24 protein-coding genes are annotated in these 25,404 nt (G+C 66.4%); 18 read left to right on the top strand and 6 right to left on the bottom strand.

The annotated features are described in order from the left end of the window. The first annotated feature begins 79 nt into the window (after positions 1-79). The 3 genes from JCQ34_RS16755 (at position 80) to JCQ34_RS16745 (ending at position 3,224) form a co-directional block, all read left to right on the top strand. Positions 80-1,816 (top strand): ATP-binding protein, encoded by a 1,737-nt coding sequence (locus JCQ34_RS16755; protein WP_286399424.1) that lies wholly within the window; start codon positions 80-82, stop codon positions 1,814-1,816. Positions 1,817-2,091: 275 nt separating this feature from the next. Then, complete coding sequence (locus JCQ34_RS16750; RefSeq protein ID WP_286399423.1) at positions 2,092-2,340, top strand: hypothetical protein; 249 nt, start codon at positions 2,092-2,094, stop codon at positions 2,338-2,340. A 179-nt stretch (positions 2,341-2,519) separates the two neighbouring features. Then, on the top strand, positions 2,520-3,224 hold the full coding sequence (locus JCQ34_RS16745; RefSeq protein WP_286399421.1) for an SOS response-associated peptidase: 705 nt from the start codon (positions 2,520-2,522) through the stop codon (positions 3,222-3,224). 37 nt (positions 3,225-3,261) lie between these two features. Here the strand turns inward: JCQ34_RS16745 and JCQ34_RS16740 are convergent, their stop codons facing one another. From JCQ34_RS16740 to JCQ34_RS16725, 4 genes are all read right to left on the bottom strand, one after another. Further along, complete coding sequence (locus tag JCQ34_RS16740) at positions 3,262-3,426, bottom strand: hypothetical protein (protein ID WP_286399419.1); 165 nt, start codon at positions 3,424-3,426, stop codon at positions 3,262-3,264. A 139-nt stretch (positions 3,427-3,565) separates the two neighbouring features. Beyond that, positions 3,566-5,026 (bottom strand): hypothetical protein, encoded by a 1,461-nt coding sequence (locus tag JCQ34_RS16735; protein ID WP_286399416.1) that lies wholly within the window; start codon positions 5,024-5,026, stop codon positions 3,566-3,568. 51 nt (positions 5,027-5,077) lie between these two features. Continuing rightward, positions 5,078-6,823 carry a DUF5671 domain-containing protein gene (locus JCQ34_RS16730; protein ID WP_286404618.1) on the bottom strand — a complete coding sequence of 582 codons (1,746 nt, stop codon included), beginning with the start codon at positions 6,821-6,823 and terminating at the stop codon, positions 5,078-5,080. Then, entirely contained in the window at positions 6,820-7,302 is a 483-nt protein-coding gene (locus JCQ34_RS16725; RefSeq protein ID WP_286399414.1) for a hypothetical protein, read from the bottom strand. The genes JCQ34_RS16730 and JCQ34_RS16725 overlap by 4 nt, the downstream gene beginning before the upstream one ends. A gap of 159 nt (positions 7,303-7,461) precedes the next feature. Here JCQ34_RS16725 and JCQ34_RS16720 point away from each other — a divergent pair, with 159 nt between their 5' ends. The 13 genes from JCQ34_RS16720 (at position 7,462) to JCQ34_RS16660 (ending at position 21,177) form a co-directional block, all read left to right on the top strand. After that, the gene (locus JCQ34_RS16720; RefSeq protein ID WP_236799710.1) at positions 7,462-8,067 is read left to right on the top strand and encodes a helix-turn-helix domain-containing protein; all 606 of its coding nucleotides are present in this window, start codon (positions 7,462-7,464) and stop codon (positions 8,065-8,067) included. 163 nt (positions 8,068-8,230) lie between these two features. Then, the gene (locus JCQ34_RS16715) at positions 8,231-9,562 is read left to right on the top strand and encodes an MFS transporter (protein ID WP_286399412.1); all 1,332 of its coding nucleotides are present in this window, start codon (positions 8,231-8,233) and stop codon (positions 9,560-9,562) included. An 11-nt stretch (positions 9,563-9,573) separates the two neighbouring features. Then, positions 9,574-10,971: an FAD-dependent oxidoreductase gene (locus JCQ34_RS16710; protein WP_286399410.1), complete on the top strand. Its 1,398-nt coding sequence runs from the start codon at positions 9,574-9,576 to the stop codon at positions 10,969-10,971. Continuing rightward, positions 10,968-12,221, top strand: a complete 1,254-nt coding sequence (locus JCQ34_RS16705) for a CaiB/BaiF CoA transferase family protein (protein ID WP_286399409.1) — start codon at positions 10,968-10,970, stop codon at positions 12,219-12,221. Before JCQ34_RS16710 ends, JCQ34_RS16705 begins: the two co-directional genes overlap by 4 nt. Beyond that, positions 12,218-13,024 (top strand): enoyl-CoA hydratase-related protein, encoded by an 807-nt coding sequence (locus tag JCQ34_RS16700; RefSeq protein WP_286399406.1) that lies wholly within the window; start codon positions 12,218-12,220, stop codon positions 13,022-13,024. The genes JCQ34_RS16705 and JCQ34_RS16700 overlap by 4 nt, the downstream gene beginning before the upstream one ends. Positions 13,025-13,068: 44 nt before the next feature. Beyond that, positions 13,069-14,019 carry a dihydrodipicolinate synthase family protein gene (locus JCQ34_RS16695; RefSeq protein ID WP_286399403.1) on the top strand — a complete coding sequence of 317 codons (951 nt, stop codon included), beginning with the start codon at positions 13,069-13,071 and terminating at the stop codon, positions 14,017-14,019. After that, a complete protein-coding gene (locus JCQ34_RS16690; RefSeq protein ID WP_286399400.1) occupies positions 14,019-14,819 on the top strand; it encodes an SDR family oxidoreductase in 801 nt (266 codons plus the stop codon). The genes JCQ34_RS16695 and JCQ34_RS16690 overlap by 1 nt, the downstream gene beginning before the upstream one ends. Positions 14,820-14,848: 29 nt before the next feature. Further along, entirely contained in the window at positions 14,849-16,318 is a 1,470-nt protein-coding gene (locus tag JCQ34_RS16685) for an aldehyde dehydrogenase family protein (RefSeq protein ID WP_286399397.1), read from the top strand. 5 nt (positions 16,319-16,323) lie between these two features. Next, on the top strand, positions 16,324-16,644 hold the full coding sequence (fdxA, locus tag JCQ34_RS16680; protein WP_286399396.1) for a ferredoxin: 321 nt from the start codon (positions 16,324-16,326) through the stop codon (positions 16,642-16,644). Positions 16,645-16,925: 281 nt separating this feature from the next. Continuing rightward, entirely contained in the window at positions 16,926-18,296 is a 1,371-nt protein-coding gene (locus JCQ34_RS16675) for an MFS transporter (RefSeq protein WP_286399393.1), read from the top strand. Between the two features lie 88 nt (positions 18,297-18,384). Continuing rightward, positions 18,385-19,641, top strand: coding sequence for an aminopeptidase P family protein (locus JCQ34_RS16670; protein WP_286399390.1), 1,257 nt, complete (start codon positions 18,385-18,387; stop codon positions 19,639-19,641). 87 nt (positions 19,642-19,728) lie between these two features. Further along, a complete protein-coding gene (locus tag JCQ34_RS16665; RefSeq protein WP_376977592.1) occupies positions 19,729-20,565 on the top strand; it encodes an IclR family transcriptional regulator in 837 nt (278 codons plus the stop codon). Positions 20,566-20,613: 48 nt separating this feature from the next. Continuing rightward, positions 20,614-21,177, top strand: a complete 564-nt coding sequence (locus JCQ34_RS16660) for a dihydrofolate reductase family protein (RefSeq protein ID WP_286399386.1) — start codon at positions 20,614-20,616, stop codon at positions 21,175-21,177. A gap of 67 nt (positions 21,178-21,244) precedes the next feature. Here JCQ34_RS16660 and JCQ34_RS16655 read toward each other — a convergent pair whose 3' ends face one another. Beyond that, entirely contained in the window at positions 21,245-21,496 is a 252-nt protein-coding gene (locus JCQ34_RS16655) for a DUF1272 domain-containing protein (RefSeq protein WP_286399384.1), read from the bottom strand. 379 nt (positions 21,497-21,875) lie between these two features. Here JCQ34_RS16655 and JCQ34_RS16650 point away from each other — a divergent pair, with 379 nt between their 5' ends. Beyond that, positions 21,876-22,040: a hypothetical protein gene (locus JCQ34_RS16650; protein ID WP_286399382.1), complete on the top strand. Its 165-nt coding sequence runs from the start codon at positions 21,876-21,878 to the stop codon at positions 22,038-22,040. A gap of 59 nt (positions 22,041-22,099) precedes the next feature. Here the strand turns inward: JCQ34_RS16650 and JCQ34_RS16645 are convergent, their stop codons facing one another. Then, positions 22,100-23,716, bottom strand: coding sequence for a PucR family transcriptional regulator (locus JCQ34_RS16645; RefSeq protein WP_286399379.1), 1,617 nt, complete (start codon positions 23,714-23,716; stop codon positions 22,100-22,102). A gap of 106 nt (positions 23,717-23,822) precedes the next feature. On the opposite strand from JCQ34_RS16645, the gene JCQ34_RS16640 reads away from it, so the two are divergent. Next, positions 23,823-25,355 (top strand): purine-cytosine permease family protein, encoded by a 1,533-nt coding sequence (locus JCQ34_RS16640; protein ID WP_286399376.1) that lies wholly within the window; start codon positions 23,823-23,825, stop codon positions 25,353-25,355. Positions 25,356-25,404: the final 49 nt, after the last annotated feature.

Raw genomic sequence — 25,404 nt, 5'->3', positions numbered from 1 at the left:
CTGCTACGCTCCACGTAGTTGGCCCGTCGTTGCGCCTTTGGGTTGACCATCAGCTTCGGTTGTGAGCGAAGGAACCACCATGACGGTTGCCCAGATCCAAGTGGACCAGCGCGTGATCGGGATCGATTCCCGGCGCTTCGCATCGGTTGAGAAGGCGCTGGTGGAGCTCATCACCAACAGCGATGACAGCTACGCGCGGCTGGAGAGAGCCGGCGACACCGTCACCGGCACGATCGTAGTCGGCTACCAGCGGCACCACTCAGGGGCGGTGCTGATGGTGACCGACCAGGCGGAGGGCATGTCCTTCGAGCAGGCCGGCCGGATCCTCAGCTACGGCGGCGCCCACAGCCCGCTGGCCCGCGGGGAGGGATCAGGCCGCGGCTACTTCGGGCGCGGGCTCAAACAGGCCATCTTCGGACTGGGCCACGGCTGGATCGAGACCATTCGAAGTGGCCGGTTCACCCGGATCGACATCTTCCGGGGCCGGAATGGCGGCTACCTTTATGACGACGACGGTACGGACCGCCAAGCGTTCGCTGCGGACTACGCCCGGCTGGATCTTCCAGACGGCGCCAACGGCACCCGGGTCACCATCGTTGTCGACAACCCGCACGCCACCATCACCCAGCAGGCAACACTGCTGCAGCTCCTCGCGGACAACATCTACCTGCGGGACGTACTGGACCGGCGCACGGTGGAGTTCGTGCACGGGCACCCTGGTGACGGGGATTACGCCAGCCACAGCGTCCGCTTCATGGAACCGCCGGCTGTCACGTTAGTGGGCCCGGATGAGCCGGGCAGCTTCAGCGTTGACGGTGCGGAGTACGCGTTCACCGTCACGCTTAAGCGGGCGCAGGACGTCGAACTGACACTGAAGGGCGATGAACGGACCGCTGGCCTGGTGGTGGAGTCCGGCATGGCTGTGCTCGACTGCCAGATGTTCGAATACGAGAACCAGGTGGGCACCGAGTATCTTTTCGGGACGGTGCGTTGCCCCGCGCTGACCGAAATGCTTGGCAAAGGTAGGGCCATCATCAGTGACGAGCGTGAAGGCCTGAACCCCAAGGACCCGTTTGTCGCGGCGTTCTCGCGGGCTGTGAGCCGGATGATCGCGGCCCCTGTCCAGGCAGAGAAGGAAAAACTCACTCACCTGGAACGGGCCACTACATCCGGGCGAACCGCCGAGATGATCGAGCACCTGCTTCAGCACATGAGCGAGGCCGCCATCCTGGACCTGGGCCTGGAGACGGCACCTGGTGTCCGGAACGGGGACGGCGCGCAGCCGCCAGAGTCACCATTACCGGCGGCACTGCGGTTCACAACGCCCTTCTATTACCGGCCGCCGGTGCATCCGTTCCACGTTGCCCTGCTGCTGGATCCACACCAGCTGCCCGTTGGCGAAACTTTGGCTTTCGAACTGGACCTTCCGCCCTCGATCCACCTTGACCCGCTGCCTGCACCGGTTCCAGTCGGCACCTTGGCGGAAACCCTTCGGCTCGAATGGACGGCAACGGGGGACAAGGCTGGAGACCACGGGGAAATCACCGCCCGTGCCGGAGACTACTGGGCGCTGTGCGAAGTGGTCATCGCCGAGCACGCCTCACACCGCAGCGCAAACCAACCTCCGCACCAAGCCGTCGCCGCCCCCGGAAGGCCGCCGGGACCGCACCGCCAGGTCCGCCATCCGAGCAGAGACCACGGCGTGGACCTTTTTACGGGCTACGACTTCCGCAGCCTGCACAACAGCACGGACCGTGCCGTGTACAGCGAAGTGGAGCGAAAAGTCATCATCAATACCGCAGCCCCCACCGTCTAGCTTTATGTCGACGGGCGGGGCCGCTTCCGCGACTCCGCCCGTTTGTTGCTCGCAGAACTCTTTCTTGACGTGATTTCGGACGAGCTGGCAAGGCGCAGCGTTGAGCAGCATGGCCATGCCGGGGACCTCGAAGCTTTCAGGAACGCCAAACGCGCAATCATCGGCCGCTACGGCAGCGAAATACACCGCACCTTCCTGAACTGAGGCGGGGCGGGACCGGCGCATCAATGAGTGCGGGGCGTTTACTGCCCGACCGGGAAGGGTAACGATGGGGTATGACTGATACCGGAGACGGCGGCGCCAACGACCCCTTTGACGGCAATGACGAGCTCGTGGCCGGAGCGGATCCCGAAGCAACGCCTGAAACCATTGCCGAGGATGTCCGCCACGACATCCAGCTGGGCCAGGTCCAGGACGACGTAAGTCACGTCCTGGAAGAACGCTTCGAGGAAGCAGGCATCGATGCCCGTCCCGAAGAAGTGGACGACCTGGCTGAGGAAATCGAGCGGGACGCATCGAGTTGAACCACGGCGCCTAAAGCCGGCTCAAGCGGGCGGGCCTGAAACGGCGGGTAACGACCTGGACCAGTGCGCTGGCCGTGTTGGGCGCATGGCTCTGAGGAGTCATACCGGTGGTCCAGGTGGCCCGTCCCGTCACATGCCCGGTCAACTGCAGGCCAACCTGAATTGGGGAGAATTACTGCATGTGCGGCAGATACGTGATGTCCAAGGCCACTGGTGACCTTCTGAGTTACTTTGACGCCCAAGAAGTGGAAGGCACTCCGCCCCCGCCAAGCTGGAACGTGGCCCCAACGGAGCCGGTGCCGATCGTGGCTGAGCGGCTGGACGAAGGCAGCATGGAACGGCACCTGCTGGTGGCCCACTGGGGCCTGGTCCCGTCCTGGGCCAAGGACATCAAGATCGGCAACAAGCTGATCAATGCCCGCAGCGAGAGCATCCTGGAGAAGCCGGCATTCCGCAAGGCAGCTGTGAAAAGACGCGCCATTCTTCCTGCCGACGGCTACTACGAGTGGCAGAAGACGGAAGACGGCAAGAAGATCCCCAACTACCTTTACTCCGAGAAGGAGCCGATGCTCGGCTTTGCCGGCCTGTACGAATGGTGGGCCGATCCTTCAGTGCCGGAGGATGACCCGGGCCGGTGGCTCCTGAGCTGCACTGTCCTGACCACCACCGCCCAGGACGCCTTGGGCCATGTCCACGACAGGTCCCCGGTGATCATCCCCCGCGACCGTTTCGCTGAGTGGCTGGACCCGGACCTGACGGACAAGAACGATATCCAGCACCTGCTGGACTCGCTTCCTGAACCTGTCCTGGTGCCGCGCGTAGTGAGCACCAAGGTGAACAGCGTGCGGAATGACGGGCCGGAACTGATCGAGCCTGCTGAGTGACGACGCTGTCGCGGACCCGGAGCCAGTCAACTGCTGCTTAGGGCCAGTCGGCCCGGGTGAAGCGGATCGGGCTGCGCATGGTGAGCAGGCAGTCGGACGTCCAGTCCGCCACTTTGTGCTGTACATCCAGTGATTCCGGCGCGGCAACCTGCTGCGCGTCGCGGTTTGCGGCGTCCGTAGGACTTTCAACTGTGCTTTTCATTTGTCCCCCTTGGCAAAGCATGTGTGCCAACCCTAGGCAGCGCTGAATGCCATGGGAAGAGGGTTAATCCACCAGCGGGATAAACTGCGCAAATCTTGAGGAAGGATGCAATCTCCCCGGGCAAGGAGCCCCAGCCCGCTCACTTTCCCGCACGTGAGAAAACGGCGTCGAAGAAGGATGCGAAGGCATCGGCCTTGGCCTGTGCCTCGGACTGCGAAGTTGTCTGGCTGCTTGCCTCAATGGACAACGTCCCCCTGCGTGCTCCACTGCGGACAGACCATGCACCCGTTCCGTCGGCCAGCTGAAATGCGACGGCATAGGTTGAGTCGGCGGTGATGGTGCTGGTGAGTGCGGCAACAGAGGACCAGTCCCGGCTGCCGCCACCGAATGTTTTCTCCTGGATGCTGGTGCAGCCTCGAATATGCTCTGCCCGGGAGTCGAACGGATAAGGCGGAGCCAAAGATGATGGCATGTTGATTACGGTGAAGTCGGTGTAGTCCATCTTGCTGGCGCCCTGGATCTGGCCCTGGCCATAGACGGAGCCGGCCAGGGCGGCGGTGTAGGACTCGTCATCAAAGGTGCAGGGGGAATCGGACGAGGGAACTGATGCGCCTGGGGTAAAGCCGGGAGGTGGGCCGATTATCGTCGCCTGCGGCAGGCTCACCGGTTCCCCGCCGGGGCCCGTCATGCCTTTGAGCAGCGCCACCATCTGGTCAGGCGTCATTGAGTTTGGTGCCGGCGGAGGTGCCGACGGGGGGCCTATTGCGGCCTGGTCAATGAGCTCCCTGGCAAGGCCGGCCATGGCGTCCAGCGCGGGCTTGGCGTCGGCCTCCGAGTTGAGGTTTGCGACTGCGAGGTTGAGCGTAATGGACAAGGTGCCCCGAAGGACGCGCAGTCCCACGGAGCCGAAGTCCCCCTGGCCTTTCGGCTTGGAAACCTGCGTGAAAGCGTGCTGCTTTTCCCCTATTGGGGGAGCGGCCAGCAGCCGGATTGCCGACGTGGAGGCGCGCCCGGACTCTGTGTATGTCAGGTCGAACCGGCCGCAGCGGGACACCAGGTCGTCCGTATAGCCGAAGTCGGCCTTGCTGATGGCATCCTTTTCCGCGCTCCTCAGGACCACCGTGATGGTGGTGGTTGGCCCCGACTGACCGCCGGCCGGCGGCATGCCGCCCTCAGCGAAGTTGATGTCCTTGTCTGCCCATCGTTTAAAGGGGTCCTGCGGAACGAAGGCAATGCACTCGCTGGGCGTCGACTCCATCGTCGTTGAGGGAAACGATCCGCTCACCGCGCCGCTGCGCAGGCGGGTGGAATCCTGGGCTGCGGGAAAGGGCAGGTTCCGGCTCTTGCCCACTCCGTTGATGATGGCTGTGAGTTCCGCGTCGGAAAATGCCTTGGACGGCCCCGCCGGCGCTGTTCCTGACGGCGGCGAGGACGTCTCAGGTGCAGGAGCCAGGCTGCCGGAAGGACTGCCGGTTGGCGCGCCGCCGCCGGAGGAGCATCCGGCCAAAACCAGCAGGACGGCCGCCATGCAGCCGAGCCGGCGCCTGCTGCTTCCTCCTGCGGCAGCACCGCCACGCTTCGCGGCTCCACGAGCAGCCATCGCCGGCCTCCTTTGCCTGCACCAACGCTAGGCTCCGGCTCCCCAAGGTAGCTAGGGCCGTAGGACCCGGCCGGGCGCAGGGCCGGCAGGAACCGCAGCGCCGGGAGCCATCAGCGGGACAACCTCCAACCGGGTTCCAGGCCCCGCGATCACCAGGACCTGCTGCCCGGCAGTGGCCTGCAGTGCCGCCACGACCTGCCGGAGGACGTCCCCAGCCGCTGGCGAAAGCTCGGACGACGGCGGAAGCCCGGCGCCGCCGTCGTCCGCCCTCAGCCACGTGGTCACCTTCGCCCCGGTAGCGTCAGCGATGCCGCGCGCCAGGGCCTCCGGGTCCAACGCATCAGGGCGGTAGCCGCTGACCAGGGTGACCCGCTCGATCACCCGCTTGTGTGCAGGGGCCGCCGCGGCAAGAAGGGTGCGGTCACGGCGCCACAGCGCGAAGTGGTAGCCCGCCACGAGCCCGGCAGCCACCAGGAGGCCCAGGGGCGCCCGGATGCGGTCCAGGACGCTGCCGCCGGTGACCTCGCCCAGCAGGTATTCGAAGAGCCGGTAGCCAATCACCAGCAGCGTAATGAGAGCGACCACGGCGCTGACGCCAAAGAACGCCACCAGGTACACGCGCCGGCCGGGCGGAATCTCGTCCGCGCTCCGCGGCTGATGCCGGGGCTTCCACGCCAGCCACCACACCGGTGCACCCACCGCGAGGGAGCTGATGCCGCCCAGGAGCAGGGTCCGGGTTGCCCCGCCCGCCAAGGGCGATACGGCTGCAGCCAGCAGCGCGTTGACCACCACGCCAATGCCCGACGCCGCAGCGGCAAGCGCCACCGCGGACGTCACCAGGAGGCTGGCCCGCCGGGTCCTGGTGGAGCGGTGCACGGACGTGCTGCGGTGGTAGCGCCACACCAGCGCCCCGATGGCGGCAGCGGCGATGGCCGGGGCGAGTGGTTCAAGCAAGTTGTCCATGGGATCGCTGCGGTCGAACGCCAGCCGCAGGAGGACGAACAGGATGACGCCCAGCCCGCCAAGGGCGGTGATACCGGCCAGGAAGATGCCCACGCCAATGATGGCGACGTCCACCAGGCCGGTCTGGAAGCGCCGTCCGCCCTCCCGGAACCAATGCCACCACCACACCAGCGCGCCGCCAGCTGCCCAGACCAGGGACCGGAGTACGTCAAACCACCAGGGCTCAAAGGCGGCGGTTGCCGTGAAGCCGCGGATCGCGACGTCCAGCAGTGCGCTGAGCGCAGCGATCGCGGCACCGGTGCCCAGCAGCAGCCCAAAGACCGAGCCGACGACGGCGCGCACGTCCTCGAGGTGGCGCGATGCCTTGACTGGGTGCTTCCACATCCACCGGTGCCACCACCAGATGGCGCTCCAGACAAGTCCGTTGGCCAGTGGGGACGGCCATTGGCTCTCCTGGGTGCCAATGAAGGACGTGGCAAGATCCAGCAGCGACGTGCTGGCGATGATGAGCGAGACGGCGTACATGCCGGTCAGGTAGAGGCCCCAGCCGGGCGCCCGCCGCTCGGCTTCGTCGTCGAGCCGCCGCCACACAAACCACCACAGCAGCAGTGCCAGCGGGCCGCCGATCAGGGTGAAGGCCAGGGACAGGGCCAGTCCGGTCACGTCCCCGGAAACCAAGGTGGTCGCTGTACGGAAAAGGCGCTCCAGCAGCCCGCTTACACCTGACGCCGTGATGACCACCAGGGCGAACAGCAGGACGTAGAGGATCAGCCGGCGGAGGGTTGCCAGACCGCCCGCCGGGGCGGGGACCGTCGGTGCTGCCGGCGCCGTCATTGCTTCACCGGCGCAACGGTGCAGTCCACCAGTGGGTACGGCGGCTGGTCGATCAGCCATTTCCCGTTCACCCTGAGGAGTGAGAACGCGTCCTCCACTTCATACTCAGAGGGGCCAAAGGGTCCGCCCTGGGACGACCTGACAATCGAAACCCGCACTGTGGCTGAATCGGTGCGTTCCGTCGTCGAAACCAGGACGACGCGGGCCGGTGCCGGCTCGCTGACGTAGGTACCCCGGCACCGGCTCTTTGCATTCTCGGTGAGGTACGAGGCAGCCGTGGCGGCGTCGCCGTCGATCAGTGCTTTGCTGTATCTCTGGACCACACCGGCCGGGCTTGCCTCATCAAGCGCGGCAGGCTCGCCGCGGGTGAAGACCACGGCCAGCGCCACCACCACCAGCACCACCACCACGCCCACCAATGCGAGCAGGACCCTGTCCGGTCTTCGCGCAGTGCGCTCACTGGCGGCAGTCTCGTCCATGGCGACAGTATGGGGCAGCGGGAGCTGTTCCGCTCGTGTCTTTAGGCCCGTTTTTGCCGCGCCGCGGCGGAATCTTCAAGATAATTAGGAAAAAGGGTTGTTTGAGTAAAAATCTTCACTATAGTTGTGTGAGTAAGCTCACCCAGTGAAAGACAACCGATGACCACCGAGAGTAGCACCACCGCACCGCCGGCCACCAGCGAACTGCTGGCGACGGTTGGCAACAAAGTGCGGGCCATGCGCAAGGAAAAGGGCATGACCCTGGCCAAGCTCTCGGACGTCACCGGGCTCAGCCAGGCGATCGTCAGCCAGATCGAACGCGGCATGGCCAACCCGTCCTTCACAACCCTCGCCCAGCTGGCCCATGGACTGGACATTCCCGTGGGAAGGTTCTTCATTGGCCAGGACCAAACCAAGTCACCCGTCGTCCGCAGATCCGCACGGCGGAACCTGAAAAACGTCACCCGCGAATCCGTGGGGGAGGCAGTTCACGAACTGCTCACCCCGGACCGTGACGGCACCATCGAAGCGCAATGGATCATGACGCCCCCAGGGCATGACACCAGCGCAACACCCTTTACCCACAGCGGGGAAGAGTTCTGCTACATCATCTCGGGCCGGAAGGACGTCTACTTGGACGGCGTCTGCTACAGCCTGGAAGAAGGCGACTCGATCACCTACCCGGCAGAAACCCCGCACTGGTACAAGAACAGCTACGAAGAGGTATGCGTAGCCATCTGGGTAAACGCACCACACAAGTGGTAGGCCTGCCGGTCCCCGCCGGCGCCTGCGTTTCCCCCTAACTGTCCGGACCCAATCTGTGGCCCCGGGCAATCCTTGCCACCTTCGCATCCTGCGCCTCCTCCAACAGGCGTCGCTGCGTCATACCCTCCTGCGCCCTCCCCGGCGCCAGCGTAAGGACACTTCCATGCTCGATATCCAAGCGACGGACAACGCCGTACCGTCACCCCGTTCCGCCACTCCATCCCCCCGCAACCGCGACAAATTCACCCCCGAAGTGCGTAAGGGACTCCTGGGCCTCGGCCTGGGAAACGCCCTGGAATGGTACGACTGGATGGTCTTTGGCCTCCTGTCCGCCTTCATCGGCCCGAATTTCTTCCCCAATACCGAACCCCTCTCCGCCACCCTGAACGCGCTGGCCGTGTTCGCCGTCGGATTCGCCTTCCGTCCCCTCGGCGGCATCCTGCTCGGCACTCTGGCCGACCGGATCGGCCGCCGCCGCGTGATGCTGCTGTCCATCATGCTGATGGCCGGCACCACGCTGGTCATCGCCGTCACGCCCAGCTACGCCACCATCGGCGCCTGGTCCGGCATCATCCTGGTGGCCTGCCGCGTCCTGCAGGGCATCTCCACCGGCATCGAAGCCCCGCTGTCCACCTCCCACGCCGTTGAACTGGCTCCGGAAGGCCGCGAAGGCTACGTGGCCGGCATCATGTCCTTCTACGTCAACATCGGCATCCTGCTCGCCTCCCTGGTCAGCTTCGTCTGCAGCCTGGTGATCGGCGGCTCGGCCATGGGGGAGTGGGGCTGGCGCATCCCGTTCATCATTGGCGCACTCTTCGGCTTCGTGGTGCTCTACCTCAGGCGCTCGCTGCCCGAAACACTCAAGGAAGAAGAGCGCGCCGCCAACACCGCCAAGACCGTGTGGTCCGGTGTGGGCAAGCACTGGCTCTCCGTCCTGGCCATCATCTTCGTGGTGGGCGCCGCACAGGCCTACAACTACGCCTGGAACGTGGGCCTGCCCAGCGCCGCCCGCAGTGGCTTCAAGGAAGACCCCACCGCCGTCTTCGCCCTCACCACCATCCTGGGCGTCGTCCTGGTGGTGGGCAGCTGGATCATCGGCAAGCTGGCCGACGGCCGGTCCATGTCCCGCTGGTTCCTGGTGACCCGCGTCCTGGCCATCCCCTCCGTGTTCCTCATGCTCCTCTACGTCCAGCCCGGCATCGGCGGGTTCGCAGCAGTCCTGCTGGGCGGCTCGATCGTCCTGGTCCTGAACATGACCCTCTACAACGTGGTCAGTTCCTCCCTGATGCCCAAGAACATCCGTGGCACCGGTGTGGCCCTGGGCTACGGCATCGGCGTGGCCGTCTTCGGCGGCACGGCCTCCTACCTCCTGGTCTGGCTGCAGTCCCTCGACCTCACCTGGGTCTTCCCGGTCTACGTAGCCGTCCTCTCCATCCTCAGCATCGTTTTCTACCTCGCCGCACGCTGCACCAACGGCATCTTCGTCGGAAAGTAAGGACTTCCCCCATGAACAACACACCCAGCTTCGCCGCGCCCAAAACCGGGTCCCTGGAGCTCTCCACCACCACGGCAGACCTCACCGCGCCGGTGATCTCACGGTCCAATGTCCTGGTGGTTGGTGGTGGCCCCGCAGGCGTGGCCGCCGCCGTCACCGCTGCCCGCTCCGGTGCAAAGGTCACGCTCCTGGAGCGCTACTCCTCCCTGGGCGGCCTGGCCTCCGGCGGCATGGTGCTTGTCCTCGATGACATGATCAACGGCCAGGACATCACCGTCACCGGCATCGTGTCCGAATACGTGGAACGCCTGCAGAAACTGGGCCTGGCCGTCGTCCCGCCGGCGGAGGACCGCCGTACTTCCGAGGAACTCTGGAACAAGTGGGGCCGCTACGGCACCTTCGACTTCCACTCCCACACCAACCCCAAGCCCATCTGCTACGCCGCCGCTTTCGACCCGGACGGGTGGAAGCGAATCTCCAACGACCTGGTCCGCGAGGCCGGCGTGGACCTGCGGCTGCACTCCTGGTTCTCCCGCCCCATCGTGGACAACGGCGTCATCAAGGGCGTCATCTGCGAAACCAAGCTGGGCCCCCAGGCCTTCATGGCGGACGTGGTCATCGACACCACCGGCGACATCGACGTTGCCTCCCGCGCCGGCGCCAGCTACGCCAAGGACAACTACCTCACCACCCTGGTGTTCCGGCTGGGCAACGTGGACACCGCGGCCGCTGAGGCCTTCGAACAGGCCAACCCCAAGGAAGCCCGCGCCATCAACCGCAAGATCAAGCGGCTCCTGGGCGGTGCCTGGGAGCTGTGGTGGCTCAAGACCCCCATCGACGGCGTGGTGTGGTGCAACGCCCCGCACATGACCGGCTTCGACGGCGTGGACCCGGCAGACATGACCGCCGCAGAGTTTGCCGCCCGTGACAAGATCTCCGAGGCCGTGGACTACGTCCGGGCCAACCTGCCCGGCTTCGAAAAGTGCTACATGCTGGACGTCGCCTCCCAGATGGGCGTCCGCCAGACCCGCCTGCTGCAGGGTGAGTACGTCATGACCAAGGAAGACGTCACCTCCCGCCGCCACTTCCAGGACAGCGTGGCCCGCGGCCGGGACTACTACTACCCCTACCGCTCGCTCCTGCCCAAGGAAGTGGATCAGCTCCTGGTGGCCGGCCGCCACTACTCCGCCACCCCCGACGCGCAGAAGATGTCCCGCGAAATCCCGCCCTGCATGGCCATGGGCCAGGCCGTCGGCGTCGCCGCAGCGCTCGCCGTCGAGTCCGGCGTGCTGGTCCGCGACGTGGCGGCAGCCGACATCCAACTGGGTATGCGCCGGCACGGTGCGGACCCCGGCGACGTCCCGTCGTCGAACGCCACCCTGGACACCGAAGCGGCGGTCCTGGCGTGAGCGCGGCAACGGTAGAGCGGGTGGACGAACGCACGACGGCGCCAGGCGGCAGTGCGGCCGGCTCGCCGGTGCCCCTTCCGCTGGAGGGCATCCGGATTGTGGACTTCACCCAGGTGTTCATGGGCCCGTCCTGCACCCAGCTGTTGGGCGACTACGGTGCCGACATCATCAAGGTGGAGCGGCCCGGCGCGGGCGACATTTCCCGCAACTCATTCCCCGACCAGGACGGCCAGGACAACCCGATCTTCCTGTCCATCAACCGCAACAAGCGCAGCGTCTCCGTGGATACCCGCACCGATGAAGGCCGCGAGGTGCTGCACCGGCTGTTGGCCGACGCCGACGTGGTGGTCAGCAACTTCCGCTCCGGCGTGATGGAGCGGATGGGCTTCGGCTACGAGGAGCTCAAGGTTAAGAACCCGGGAATTATCTGGGCCTCCGGCACCGGCTTCGGCCCCGTGGGACCGTACTCGCACAAGGGCGGGCAGGACGCGATCGCGCAGGCCTACTCCGGCGTGATGTGGCGGCGCGAATCGGATGACCAGAAGCCGGCCATCTACCCCACCACGCTCTGCGACTACATCACGGGCATGCACCTAATGCAGGGCATCCTGCTGGCGCTTCGCACCCGGCAGGCGTCTGGTGTGGGGCAAAAGGTGGAGGTGACCATGTACGACTCCATGCTGCACCTGCAGATGCAGGAGGCCTGCATGCAGCTCAACCGCGGCTACGAGGTCAACTGGGGCGCCATGCCGCTGAGCGGCGTCTTCGAAACCACCGACGGTGCCGTGTGCATGGTGGGCGGCTTCACCCCCGACCCGCTGGCACGGATCTCCGACGCCCTGGGCCTGGACGAGGACCTCACGGAACGGCCCGGATTCGCCACCCTTGAGCAGCAGTTCAAGAACAAGCCCGCCCTGCAGGCCATCTTCCGGGAGCATTTCGCCACCAACACCACCGAATACTGGACCGGAAAGCTGGAGGAACAGGGGCTGCTCAATGCTCCTGTCCACACCCTGGAACAGGCGCTCGCCGATGCGCAGACCGAGGCGAACGGGATGATCGTGGAGGCCGAACATCCGGGGGTGGGGACCGTGAAGATGCTGAACGCCCCCATCCGGCTCTCCGCCACCCCGCCCGTTGTCCGCCGCGTCGCACCCCGCCTCGGCGAGCACAACGTGGAGGTCCTGCTGGAAAACGGCTTCGACGCGGACACCATCGCGCGGCTGCAGGAACTGGGGGTGCTGCGGTGAGCGCTTCCGTGGAAGAAAAGGTGGACCAGGTCACCCTGACCATCGATAACCACGTTGCCACGGTGGTTATCGACCGGCAGCACGTCCTGAACGCGGTCGACGGCACCGCGCAGGCCCGGCTCAACGACATCTGGGAACAGCTGGAGCAGGATGCGTCCGTGCGGGCTGTGGTCGTCACCGGGGCAGGGCCCCGCGCGTTCTGCGTGGGCGCGGACATGTCTGCCTCCGCCGTGGACAAGACCGGCCTGGAGTACTGGGCCGGCCTGGACCCCAACGGGTTCGGCGGCCTGAGCCTGCGCACCACCCTGGACATCCCCGTGATCGCCAAGGTCAACGGCTACGCCCTGGGCGGCGGGATGGAAATCGTCCTGGGCGCGGACATCGTGGTGGCGGCGGACAGCGCCAAGTTCGGATTGACGGAGCCCAGGGTTGGGCGGTTGGCGCTCGACGGCGGCATCCACCAGCTGCTGCGCCGCGTCCCCTACACCCAGGCCATGGGCATGCTCCTCACCGGCCGGAAAGCCGACGCGGCCGAGATGCAGGCCATGGGCTTGGTCAACGAAGTGGTGCCGGCCGAGGAGCTCGACGCCGCCGTGCAGCGCTGGGTGGACCAGATCCTCGCCTGCGCCCCCACCTCCGTCCGGGCGGTCAAGCAGATGGCTGCCCGGACTTCGCACCTCACGGCCGCCGAAGCGCGCGGCCTCCGGCTGCCGGCCCTCATGGCGGCCCTGGACAGCGAAGACTCCGCCGAAGGCGTCCGTGCGTTCCAGGAAAAGCGGCCGCCGGTGTGGCCGGGCCGCTGAACACACGTTTCCCACTAAGAGTTCCAACAGAAGAAGGACCACTCATGCCGCAATCCGCCGCGCCTGAAAAGCGTGAATCCCTGCCCCCGGGCGTGTGGGGCGTCGTTGCCACCCCGTTCCAGGGAAGCACCCTGGACGTGGACCTGGATAGCCTCTCGGACCTCGTGGAGCGCTACGAAACCATCGGCGCCACCGGCCTGACCGTCCTGGGCGTGTTCGGCGAAGCAGCCGCACTCACGGCAGAGGAGCGGCGGCAGGTCCTGGAAATCGCCGTCGAATGCACCAACCTGCCTTTGGTGGTGGGCGTGACGGCCCTGGCCACGCGGCCAGCCATCGAGGAAATCCGCGCCGCCCAGGAAGCGGCCGGCCAGCGGCTCGCGGCCGTCATGGTGCAGGCCAACTCGCCGAAACCGGACGTGGTGGCCGCGCACCTGGACGCCATCCACCGTGCCACCGGTGCCAAGGTGGTGCTGCAGGACTACCCCCTGGCCAGCGGCGTCAGCATTTCCACCGACGTGCTGGTCGCTGTGGTCAAGGCAAGCCCCGCCGTCATCGCCATCAAGGCCGAGGCGCCGCCCACCAGCGTGGCCATCGCAACCCTCAGCGCCGCCACGGGCATCTCGGTGTTCGGCGGACTTGGCGGTCAAGGCCTGCTGGATGAACTCCTGGCCGGCGCGGCAGGAGCCATGACCGGCTTCTCCTACCCGGAAGCGCTCATTGCCTGCGTCCGGGCCTGGCAGCGGGAGGGTTATGCAGCCGCCGCAGCCCAGCTGGTGCCCTACCTGCCGCTCATCAACTTCGAACAGCAGGCCAAGGTGGCACTGGCCATCCGCAAGGAATGCCTGCGGGAACGGGGCTGGATCAAGGACTCCGGCGTCCGTGCCCCTGCGGCCGCATTCCCGGAAAACCTGCGGCACGCCATGTCCGCACACCTCCGCGAAGCTGCCACGGCATTGAAACTGACCCGTACCCCCGTTTCGGCCGGGAGCCTCTGATGGATTTGGGTATCGCAGGACGGACAGCCCTGGTGGCGGCCTCCACCGGGGGACTGGGGCTCGCAGTGGCGCGGGCTCTCGCCGCCGAGGGAGCCAAAGTTGCCATCGTGGGCAGGCGCCGGGAACGAGCACAGGAGATCGTGGCGGAGCTGCAGGCCGATTCCGGGGATCTGCAAGGCTTCAGGGCCATCGCCGTCGAAGCCGACCTCACCGCGCCCGGGGGAGTGGAGGCGGCCGTAGCGCAGACCGAAACCGGCCTGGGGCCCATTGACATCCTGGTCCTCAACGGGCCAGGACCCAAGCCCGGCGCGGCCGCCACGCTCGGGTCCGAGGACATTGCCGCGGCGTTCGAAACCTTGGTCAGGCCGCACCAGGCGCTGGTGTCCCTGACCCTTCCCGGCATGCGGGAGCGGCGGTGGGGGAGGATCCTGGCCGTCGGCTCCAGCGGCGTGGCGGCACCCCTGCCCAACCTGGCCATCTCCAACACCGGCCGCGCCGCGCTGGCCGCGTACCTCAAGACGCTGGCTGCCGAAGTGGCGCTGGACGGGGTCACCGTCAACCTGCTCCTGCCGGGCAGGATCGCCACCGACCGGGTCACCGAACTGGACCAGGCCGCCGCCAAACGCCGCGGCACCACCCTTGAGGAGATCCGGCTCGAATCCCGCAAGACCATCCCCGCGCGGCGGTATGGGGAACCCGCCGAATTCGGTGCCGCTGCCGCCTTCCTGTGCAGCGCCCCGGCGTCGTACATCACCGGCGTGGCACTCCGGTGCGACGGCGGCCTCATCCGCAGCCTCTAGCCCCACCCACCATCTTCCAAAGGAACGCCATGACCTCCACAGCACTCGACCCACACACCACTACCCACGCCCACCTGACGGCCCAGCACCTCATCAACGGCCAGTGGCTGGGCGAGGCAGAAACCCGGCGGATGAACCCCGCCCGGCCGGATGAGCTGGTGGCGCTGTCACCCAGCGGGACCGCCGCAGACGTTGACGCCGCCATCGCCGCCGCTGCAGCGGCGCAACCAGGTTGGGCGGCACTGCCCGCGCCCTCCCGCGGCGCCATCCTCCTCGCCGCCGGAAACCTGCTGATCGAACGCCAGGCCGCCATCGCCGAAGACCTGGTCCGCGAGGAAGGCAAAACCCTGGCCGAAGCCAAGGGCGAAGTAAAGCGTGCCTCCGACGTGCTGCGCTTCTTTGGTTCACTCGGCTGGGCCGCCACCGGCGAAGTACTGCCCAGCGGCCTGCCGGACACCACCATCACCACCCGCCGCGAACCACTGGGCGTCGTCGGCCTGATCACCCCCTGGAACTTCCCCATCGCCATCCCGGCCTGGAAGACGGCGCCCGCGCTGATCAGCGGCAACGCCGTGGTGATCAAGCCCGCCGAGCTCACCCCACTGTCCGCCACGCATCTGGCGCGCGCCCTGCAGGACGCGGGGCTGCCGGCCGGCGTGTTCAACGTGGTCCACGGCAAGGGCCGCGTGGTGGGCGACGCCCTGGCCCGCGACCCCCGCGTTGCCGGGATGTCCTTCACCGGATCCACCAAGGTGGGCCTCGGCCTGCAGGAAATCCTCAACGGGCGGCGCGCCCGGGTGCAACTGGAGATGGGCGGCAAGAACGGCGTCCTGGTGCTTGACGACGCCGATCCCTGCAAGGCAGCCCAAGTGGTGGCGGCCGGTGCCTTCGGCCTTACCGGCCAGGCCTGCACCGCCACGTCCCGTGTGTACGTCACCCCCGACATCCGGCCCGCATTCCTCGAGGCGCTGTTGGCGGAAGCCGCCAAGTACGCGCCGGGTGACGGCCTGGAGTCCGCGATGGGTGCTGTGGTGAGCCAGCAGCAATTCGAGCAGGACCAGGCAGCGGTGCGTGGCGCCGTCGACCGCGGCGCAACACTCCTGCACGGAAAGTACGACGGCGACTCCTCCGAAGCGCTGTTCTTCCCCGCCGCCGTGCTCACCGACCTGGCCTTCGACGATCAAGCCGTGACCGAGGAGATCTTCGGGCCTGTGGTGGCCGTCCTGGAAGTGCCAGACTATGAGGCGGGCCTGGCCGCCATCAACGACTCCCGCTACGGCCTGACCGCCGGCATCTGCACCGACTCGCTGGCCCTGGCCACCGACTTCTCCGCCCGGGCCCAGGCGGGCGTCATCAAGGTCAACCGGCCCACCGCCGGGCTGGACCTGAACGTCCCTTTCGGCGGCGTCAAGGACTCCTCCACCAACACGTTCCGCGAACAGGGCAGGTCCGCCCTGGAGTTCTTTACCTGGGGCAAAACCGTCTACACGGGTGTGTAGCCTCCATGACGTACGTGATCGCCCAGCCCTGCGTGGATGTGAAGGACAAGGCCTGCATCCAGGAATGCCCGGTGGACTGCATCTACGAGGGCGAACGCTCCCTCTACATCCACCCGTCCGAATGCGTGGACTGCGGTGCGTGTGATCCCGTGTGCCCGGTGGAAGCCATCTACTACTCGGACGACGTGCCGGATGAGTGGGCCGACTACGTATGGGCCAACGTGGAGTTTTTCTCCGAGCTGGGGTCACCGCAGGGGGCGTCAGCCCTGGGGAACCTGCACCGGGACCATCCGGTGATAGCAGGGGAACCCGTTCCTGCCCGGTAGCTACCCCTCACTTCACCCGCCGCAATGGCCGCCAAGCCCTCCCGCTTGGCGGCCATTGCTGCGTTGGGCCCCATGTTTCGCACTTATTACAACGCGGTTGCTTTTAGTGCAACGGACTCCGTTTGGGCTAGCTAGGCACCGAGGCGTCGCGACTCCAGTCAGGACGCCCGCCATTTCGACCATTAATCATTCAGCAACCTATTGACTGTGGTGCGCGTCACGGCCTATCTTGAAACAACCACGTTGCAAGCAATGCAACTCCAACTTTTATTGGTGGTTTCATGAGTACCGAACAAAACTCACCCTGGGCAGGAGTGGTTGCCGCTGACGCCAACCCTTCGGCCCGGGCTGGCCAGGGCGCGGACAACGCTGTGGCCAGCAAGGATGTCCGACGCCGGGTGGTCACCGCGAGCTTCATCGGCAACTTTGTCGAATGGTTCGATTACGCGGTGTACGGCTACCTGGCCGCAGTCATTTCCTCAGTGTTCTTCCCCGAAGCCGACCGGCAGACCGCGCTGCTGGCTACCTTCGCCGTCTTTGCCATCTCGTTCTTCGTCCGTCCCCTGGGCGGATTCTTCTGGGGCCACATCGGTGACAAGCTCGGCCGGCGCAAGGCCCTGTCCCTGTCCATCGTCATCATGTCCGTCTCCACCTTCTGCATCGCCCTCATCCCGGGCTACGGAACCATCGGGCTGCTGGCCCCGGTGCTGCTGCTGCTGGTCCGCGTAGTCCAGGGCTTCTCGGCCGCAGGTGAGTACGCAGGGGCATCCGCCTTCCTGGTGGAATACGCACCGGCCCACCGCCGCGGCCTCTACGCCGCCGTCGTCCCCGCCAGCACCGCGGCAGGCCTGCTCCTGGGCTCGTTGATCGCGGCACTCCTCAGCTCGGTGCTGAGCACGGACCAGCTGCACGAATGGGGCTGGCGGCTGCCATTCCTGCTGGCGGCTCCCATGGGCCTGATCGGCCGCTACATCCGCACCAAGCTGGAGGACACCCCGGCCTTCCGCGCCCTGGCTGATCAGGAAGAATCTGCTCCCAAAGCGCCCGCGCTGGCCATGTTCCGGACCTACCGCAAGCAGCTCATCATTGCCTGCGGCGCGGTGCTGCTCAACGCCGTCGGCTTTTACGTCATCCTCAGCTACATGCCCACCTACCTCTCCGAGGAACTGGGCTTCGGCCCCACCGAATCCTTCCTGGCCACCACCATCGCCCTGGCCAGCTACATCGGCTTCATCTTCCTGACCGGCATCGCGTCGGACCGCTTCGGCCGCAAGCGCATGCTGATCACTGCCTCCGTGCTGTTCATGCTGCTGACCGTTCCCGCTTTCATGCTGCTGGACACCGGCAACTTCCTGGTGATCGTCCTGGTCCAGATCCTGCTGGGCGGCATGCTCACCCTGAACGACGGAACGCTGCCCAGCTTCCTGGCCGAACTGTTCCCCACCAAGGTCCGCTACAGCGGCTTCGCCGTCAGCTTCAACCTCTCCAACGCGCTCTTCGGCGGCACCGCACCGTTCATGGCCACCCTGCTGATCGGCATGACCCAGAGCAAGCTGGCCCCCGGCTGGTACCTCGTGGCCGCCTCCGCCGTGTCCCTGATGGCCGTGCTGTTCGCGGCCGAAACCTCACGGAAGCCCCTCAAGCACCTCTGACCAAGAGGTCTCCACAAACCATCCTCATTACGCAAACCAACACCGGCTGCACAACCGTGGCCGGCACCCATTAGAAAGGCACACCTTCGTGACTATCACCGCTGACAACGCGTCCTCCATCGCCGAACTCGAGCGCCTCAAGGTCCTGCACATCGGTTCCAAGGGCAAGCTCACGTTCTCCGACGCGGAGTTCGAGCGCCGCCTGGGCGGCCTGCGCAAGATCATGGCCGCCAAGGACCTGGACGCCGTCATCCTCACCAGCTACCACGGCATCAAGTACTACTCCGACTTCCTGTACACCACGTTTGGCCGCAACTACGCCCTCGTCGTCACCGCAGACGACTCGGTCACCGTCACCGCCAACATCGACGCCGGCATGCCGTGGCGCACGTCCTACGGCGAGAACATCGTCTACACCGACTGGCGCCGCGACAACTTCTACTTCGGCCTGCAGGAGGCCCTGCGCCAGCGCGGCGTCAAAGCCAACCGGATCGGCGTCGAGGATGACTTCCTCCCCGGCCTGACCCGCGAGAAGATCGCCGCCGCCTTCCCGGGCGCCCAGCTGCTGGATGTTTCCCAGGACGCCATGCGCCAGCGCATGATCAAGTCCGCCGAGGAAATCGAGGTCATCAAGCACGGCGCCCGCATCGGCGACCTCGGCGGCGAAGCCATCCGCAACGCCATCCGCGAAGGCATCAGCGAGTACGAGGTTGCCCTGATCGGCACCGAAGCCATGGTGCACGAGATCGCCCGCACGTTCCCGCACCGCGAGGTCCGCGACACTTGGGTGTGGTTCCAGTCCGGCATCAACACCGACGGCGCCCACAACTGGGCCACCACCCGCAAGCTGCAGCAGGGCGACATCCTCTCGCTCAACTGCTTCCCCATGACCTCCGGCTACTACACCGCACTGGAGCGCACCCTCTTCCTGGGCCAGCCGGACGAGCGGTCGCTGGAGCTGTGGAACATCAACGTGGAGGTCCACAAGCGCGGCCTGGAACTCATCAAGCCCGGCGCCGTCTGCAAGGACATCGCTGCCGAACTCAATGAGATCTACATCAGCCACGGCCTGCTGGCCAACCGCACCTTCGGCTACGGCCACTCCTTCGGCGTCCTCAGCCACTACTACGGCCGCGAAGCCGGCCTGGAGCTGCGCGAGGACATCGACACCGTCCTGGAACCCGGCATGGTGGTCTCCATGGAGCCCATGATCACAGTGGCGGACGGCCTGCCCGGCGCCGGCGGCTACCGCGAGCACGACATCCTGGTCATCGGCGAGGACAACTCTGTCGAGAACATCACCAAGTTCCCGTTTGGTCCCGAGCACAACATCATCGAGGGATAACCCATTGAAGAGTGAGAGCGGCGCCGTGGACTGAGCAGTTCAGGCCACGGCGCCGCTTTCGGCGTCTGCCGCCAACGATAGGGAAAGATGGTATCCACCATGACTCCTGCAAAGACCCCCGACAGCAACGGCAACGGAAGCGGCACCAACGGCGGGCCGGACGCGAAGGGCGCCTCCGTCGTCGTCAATGCCATCGCCGTCCTGCGCACCTTCACCGCGGATGAGCCGCTGCTGGGTGTCACGGAGATTGCCAACCGGGTGGGCATGCACAAAAGCAGCGTGTCCCGGATCCTGGCCACGTTCGAGCAGGAAAACCTGGTGGAGCGGGACCCGGAGACCAAGCGCTTCCGGCTGGGCCTGGGGCTCATCGCCGTCGCCGGACCGCTGCTGGCGGAAATGGAGGAACGCCGCGTTGCCTACCCGGTCCTGCGGCAATTGACCGAGCAGACCGGCGAGACCAGCGCCCTCATGCTGTGGAACGGGGATGAGGCCATCTGCGTGGAGCAGATCGCAAGCCACCACCAGATCAAGCACACCACGCCGCTGGGCGCCCGCTACCGGGACGCCATGAGCGCCTCCGTCCAGGTCTTCCTGTCCACCCTTCCGGCCGAGCGGGTGCGGGAGCTGCTGAGGAGCGGCACCATCACCTTCCCGGGAATGGACGACGACGGCCTGGCGGCTTACGAAACAAGGCTCCGGGACGTGGAGCAGCGGGGATGGGCGGGAAACTACGGCGAATCGTCCATGGACGAGGTGGGCGTGGCCGCGCCCGTCCGCGACCACCGCGGTGACGTGGTGGCCGCCGTCCTCATTCCCGCGCCCCGGTTCAGGGTGTCCAAGGAGCAGTTCGAGAGCCTGGGCGAGGCCTGCGTTGCGGCGGCCGCCAAGGTGACCACGCGCCTGGGCGGCAGGCCGGCAAACTGACGCCGGCAGGCCTGTACAACTCATAGCCGCCCACGGGAGACTGACGCCATGCGTAAACTGGCCTTTGGCATGAACGTGAGCCTTGATGGCTACATCGCTGCACCCGGCGACGACCTCAGCTGGAGTACGCCGAGTGACGAGCTGTTCCAGTGGTGGTCCGACCGGGTGGGGGCGACGGGCCTGGCGCTGTATGGGCGAAGACTCTGGGAGACGATGAGCTCCCACTGGCCCACCGCCGACCAGCAGCCGGGCGCCACACCGGCGGAGGTCGAGTTTGCCCATCGCTGGCGCGACATGCCGAAGGTGGTCTTCTCCTCGACGATCAGCACGGTGGACTGGAATACCCGTTTGGTCACCGGCGACGCGGTCACCGAGATCAGCCGGCTCAAGGCCGACGACGGCGGGCCAATGGATATCACCGGTGCCACACTCGCCGCGGCGGCCATGCGGGCCGGGCTGATTGACGAGTACGCGATGGTCACCCATCCGGTCCTGGTGGGCGGCGGCACACCGTTCTTCACAGCCTTGGACAAGTGGGTGAACCTGAGCTTGCTGGAAACCCGGACGTTTCCCGACGGTGTGGTCCTCACCAGGTATGAGACCAGGCGCTGAGCCGGGTGCCTGACACCGCATCAGCTCCACCGCAGTGCCCGCTTTCTCGCCTGACCCCGGAAGTCGCTTAGTTCCCGGCGAACTTCTTGAGGCAATCCGGGGCTACAACCCTGTTGGTGCTGGCCGGGTTGTTGACCAAGGCGGCGGCCGGCCGGGTGGGACGTCGCTGAAGGTCTCCTCCGCAGTTGGGACAAGAACCATTCGGAAAGCGTCCGACGCAGTCCGGACACCACGTGCACTCGAACGTGCAGATGTACGCCTCGTCGGATGGAGAAATGTCGCGGTCGCAACACTCGCAGTTCGGGCGGATCTCAAGCATCAGGCAACTCTACAGGGGCCCACCTGACCCGCCGTTCACCCGCAGAAGCCTAAGCGCAGGCAGGCATTGCAGCGCACCCGCCGCAGCTTCCCCAAAACGGCTGGTAGTTTGAAAGACGCCGATCACAGCAGGGGGACTTGTGAAAAGTATGCGCAGCGCAGTCGTCGCGACCGGGATGGCCGTGTCCGTGGCCTTGGCTGGTTGCAGCGGACCATGGGGAAGCCCGCCGGAGTCAGCGCCACCTACTGACGGCGGAACGTTTGAAACCCTTGAGGACTTGAGGGTGGCCTTGGAAGGAGCAGGCTTTCAGTGCCCGGAACTCCAATTGGCCAACCATGCGAAGTACGCATCCACATCAGGGTACTGCGGGGAGATCGGAATGGCCCTGTATCCGAACGATGCCTCCCAGGACGCCCAGTTGGCGATGAGGACGCCCCAGGATCAGACGGCTGTGAACGTCGGCAGGAACTGGACGGTCACAACGGCTGCGCCCGACCAGGTCAAGAAGTGGCTGGGCGGCGCCATCGTTGGTGCTGACGGGTAACACGCTCCCGTCTCCCTTTTGGTGAAACAGGGGATGACGGCCCGTCGCGGACTCGATCATCACGGCAGCCCGGCCATCCTGGCCGCCAGGTGCAGTGCCGCCAGCCGGCCCGTGCCGCGCGGATCACCGCCGCACAGCTCGAAAATCCGCTGCAGCCTGTGGTGCATCGACTGCCGTTCCAGGTGCAGTTCGCGGGCGGACTGGGCCGTATTGCACCCGGAGTCCAGCCACACCTGCAGAGTCTCCAGAAGCTGGGATTGCCGCTGGGCATCATGCTCCAGCACGGCCCGCAGCTGCCGGTTGACGAACGCCTCACGCGCGGAGGTATCGAGGCACGTGAGGGCGAGGCTTTCCACGGCGGTATCCTGGGCGTCAACCACCACCAGGGCGCGGGCCGTAGACCGCCGGCGCGGCGAGGCATTGCGGCGCCGGATCTGCCGCACGTCCAAGGCCCGGCGCGCCTCCGCCAGTGACCAGGCCGCTTCCGCAACACGGGCTACGGGGGGGCCCACCGCGATCACGGCATCATGGTCGCCCTCCAGTCCCCGCAGGGATTCCAGAAGCTGCCGCCGCTCACCCGGGGGCTCGGTGCAGGGCAGGCCGATCATCACCACCAGCTCGGCGTCGTCCAGGTACGCGGCGCAGGGGATCCGCCGTGAGCTCAGGAAGTTTTCGACGGCGCCCCGCAGCTCCTGCGGTGCCGCGGCATGGATGGCCGCCACCACAGCCGGGGAATCCGTGGGAAACCCGGCCCCGGGAGCCAGCTGCTCGAGGCGCCACTCCGGAGCTGAATTAAGCACTGCCCGCATCAGTTCCGCACCTGCGAGGGCATGCAGCCCGGGAGGCGTATGCTGCAGCAGCGCCAGGCCCAGGATGTCGACGGCGCGTTCCCCGGCCACCTGCGCCAGCGCCGTATCAGCCGTTGGCGGGACCAATACCTCCAGCCGGCCCATCAGGACGCCGCGTACGGGGATGTCCACGCTGATCACTCTTCCAGCAGCAGCCCCGCTGAAGTCGCCATGCCCGCCCGGCCCGGAGCCGGCGTCGTCCGCTGCTCCTTCCTCCACCGCCCGGGCCCCGCCTCCGGCAGTGACCTCGCCGTTCCACCCCTCCGGCACTGCGCTTCCCATGGTGACGCCCCACGGGGATGTGAGCTTCACGGCGGAACCGGTGATTCCCGCCAGCACAGCCAGGATCTTGTCCAGCGAGGCGCCGTGGGCCAGCTCCGCGGCCATGGCGCGGGTGGCGGCATCGGCCTGCTGCAGGTGACCCACGGACTCGCTGACCAGCATGGAGTTGATGGCCTGCATGACGCCGACGAAGGGCACCACCTTGCGCAGCTCCACCACGGGCAGGCCGAACTCCTCTGCCTTGTGAAGCATGTCGGCCGGAATCTCCGGCAGCGCCCCGCCGGTCTCGATGGCCAGGGCCGCAATGCCGCGCTGTGCCAGCTCGCGCACGTAATCTTCACGCCTGGCGGGCGTGGCCGTGGCCAGCGTGATGCCGCCGCAGAGCAGCAGCTCGCCGCCGCGGAGCAGGGGAGCGATGTCCAGTACTTCGCTCGAGTGCACCCAGCGGACGGGCTGCGCGTCGGCCACCACGCCCAAGGGGTGGACCACGGGGTCGGCGGCGGCGAGGGCGGGATGGGCGAGTATTTCGCCAAGAAACACTGACACGACGTTCCGTAACGTAGTAGGAGATTCTGCTAGACAGATCGTATCTTGTTCCTTGTGATGGGGGCCACATAGCCTTTTGGTACTTATCCACCTCACGGAGGCCCCCATGCAAGAAAAGCTTTCAACAGCCACGCACGGCCAACCTGCCCAGGCAACCGAGGACCACAACGCCGTGGACCACGAAGCCTGGCTGCAGCCCATTCCCGAATCCGCACGCACACGCAAGGTATCCGGCCAGTTCTGGATCTGGGCGGGCGCCAACCTGGCTCCCATCAACTGGGTGCTGGGGGCGCTCGGTATCCAGCTGGGGCTCGGGCTCGCGGACACCATCACCGTCCTGGTGCTGGGCAACCTGATCGGCATGCTGCTCTTTGGCTGCTTCGTCCTTTTGGGCCAGCGGACCGGAGCCACCGGCATGGTCCTGGCCCGGGCAGCATTCGGACGGCGCGGCAACTACCTGCCGGCCGCAATCCAGGCCCTGCTGGTCATCGGCTGGTGCGCGGTGAACACCTGGATCATCCTGGACCTGGTCATGGCACTCTTCGGAACCCTGGGCTGGGTTGACCCGGAAGCGCCCAACTACGGCTGGAAGATCGGCGTCGCCACCTTCATCATGGCCCTCCAGGTGGCCATCGCCTGGTTCGGCTACAAGGCCATCGCCGCCTTTGAAAAGTGGACCGTGCCGCCCACCATCCTTATCCTCGCCGTCATGTCCGCCGTGGCCTGGTTCGGAATGGACATCAACTGGGGCTACGCCGGACCGGCCGGCGCCATCCTGGAAGGCTCCGAGCGCATCGCCGCCATGAGCGCCGTCATGACCGCCATCGGAATCGGCTGGGGCATCACCTGGTTCACCTACGCCGCGGACTACTCCCGGTTCGTCAGCACCAGCGTCCCCAAGAAGAAGGTCTACCTGGCCTCAGTCCTGGGCCAGTTCATCCCCGTGGTGTGGCTCGGCGTCCTGGGCGCCAGCCTGGCCACCAACAGCGGCGAGATCGATCCCGGCAAGCTGATTGTCCTGAACTTCGGCGCCATGGCGCTGCCGGTGCTGCTGATGGTGCTCCATGGGCCCATCGCCACCAACATCCTGAACATCTACACCTTCTCGGTGGCCACGCAGGCTCTGGACATCTCCATCAGCCGCCGCAAGCTCAACCTGTTCGTCGGCGTCTTCTCGCTCGCCGCCGTCGTGTTCTTCATCTTCCAGGAGGACTTCGCCGCGGTGCTCGACGCCTGGCTGATCGGCCTGGTCGCCTGGGTGGCAGCCTGGGGCGGGATCATGCTGGTGCACTACTTCTGGCTGGAGAAGCGCTGGCCCGGCGGCACGGAGCGGCTGTTCGACGGCGTTGGCACCAAGCGGCTGCCCGTCGTCAACTGGGCGGGGGTCATCTCCCTCGTGGCCGGGATCTTCGCGACGTGGCTGTTCATGTACGGCCTGATCCCCGTCATGCAGGGCCCCATCGCTGTCGCGTTGGGCGGCTGGGACCTGTCCTGGCTGGCCGGCGGCCTGACGAGCGCCGGGGTGTACGCCATCCTGGGCCCGCGGCAGCACATCCGCTACCTCGCCCTGGAACCGCGCACCACAGCTGAAGTAAAGAGCCCGACGGCGGACAGCACGCCCGCCCTTCCCGCCCTCTAATTCCTTCTCTTCGCACACCCTGGCGGGCGCCCTGCGCCCGCCAGAAAGG

Source organism: Pseudarthrobacter defluvii, from assembly GCF_030323865.1.
Classification (GTDB): Bacteria; Actinomycetota; Actinomycetes; order Actinomycetales; family Micrococcaceae; genus Arthrobacter; species Arthrobacter sedimenti.
This window is presented reverse-complemented; position numbering and strand designations above follow the sequence as displayed.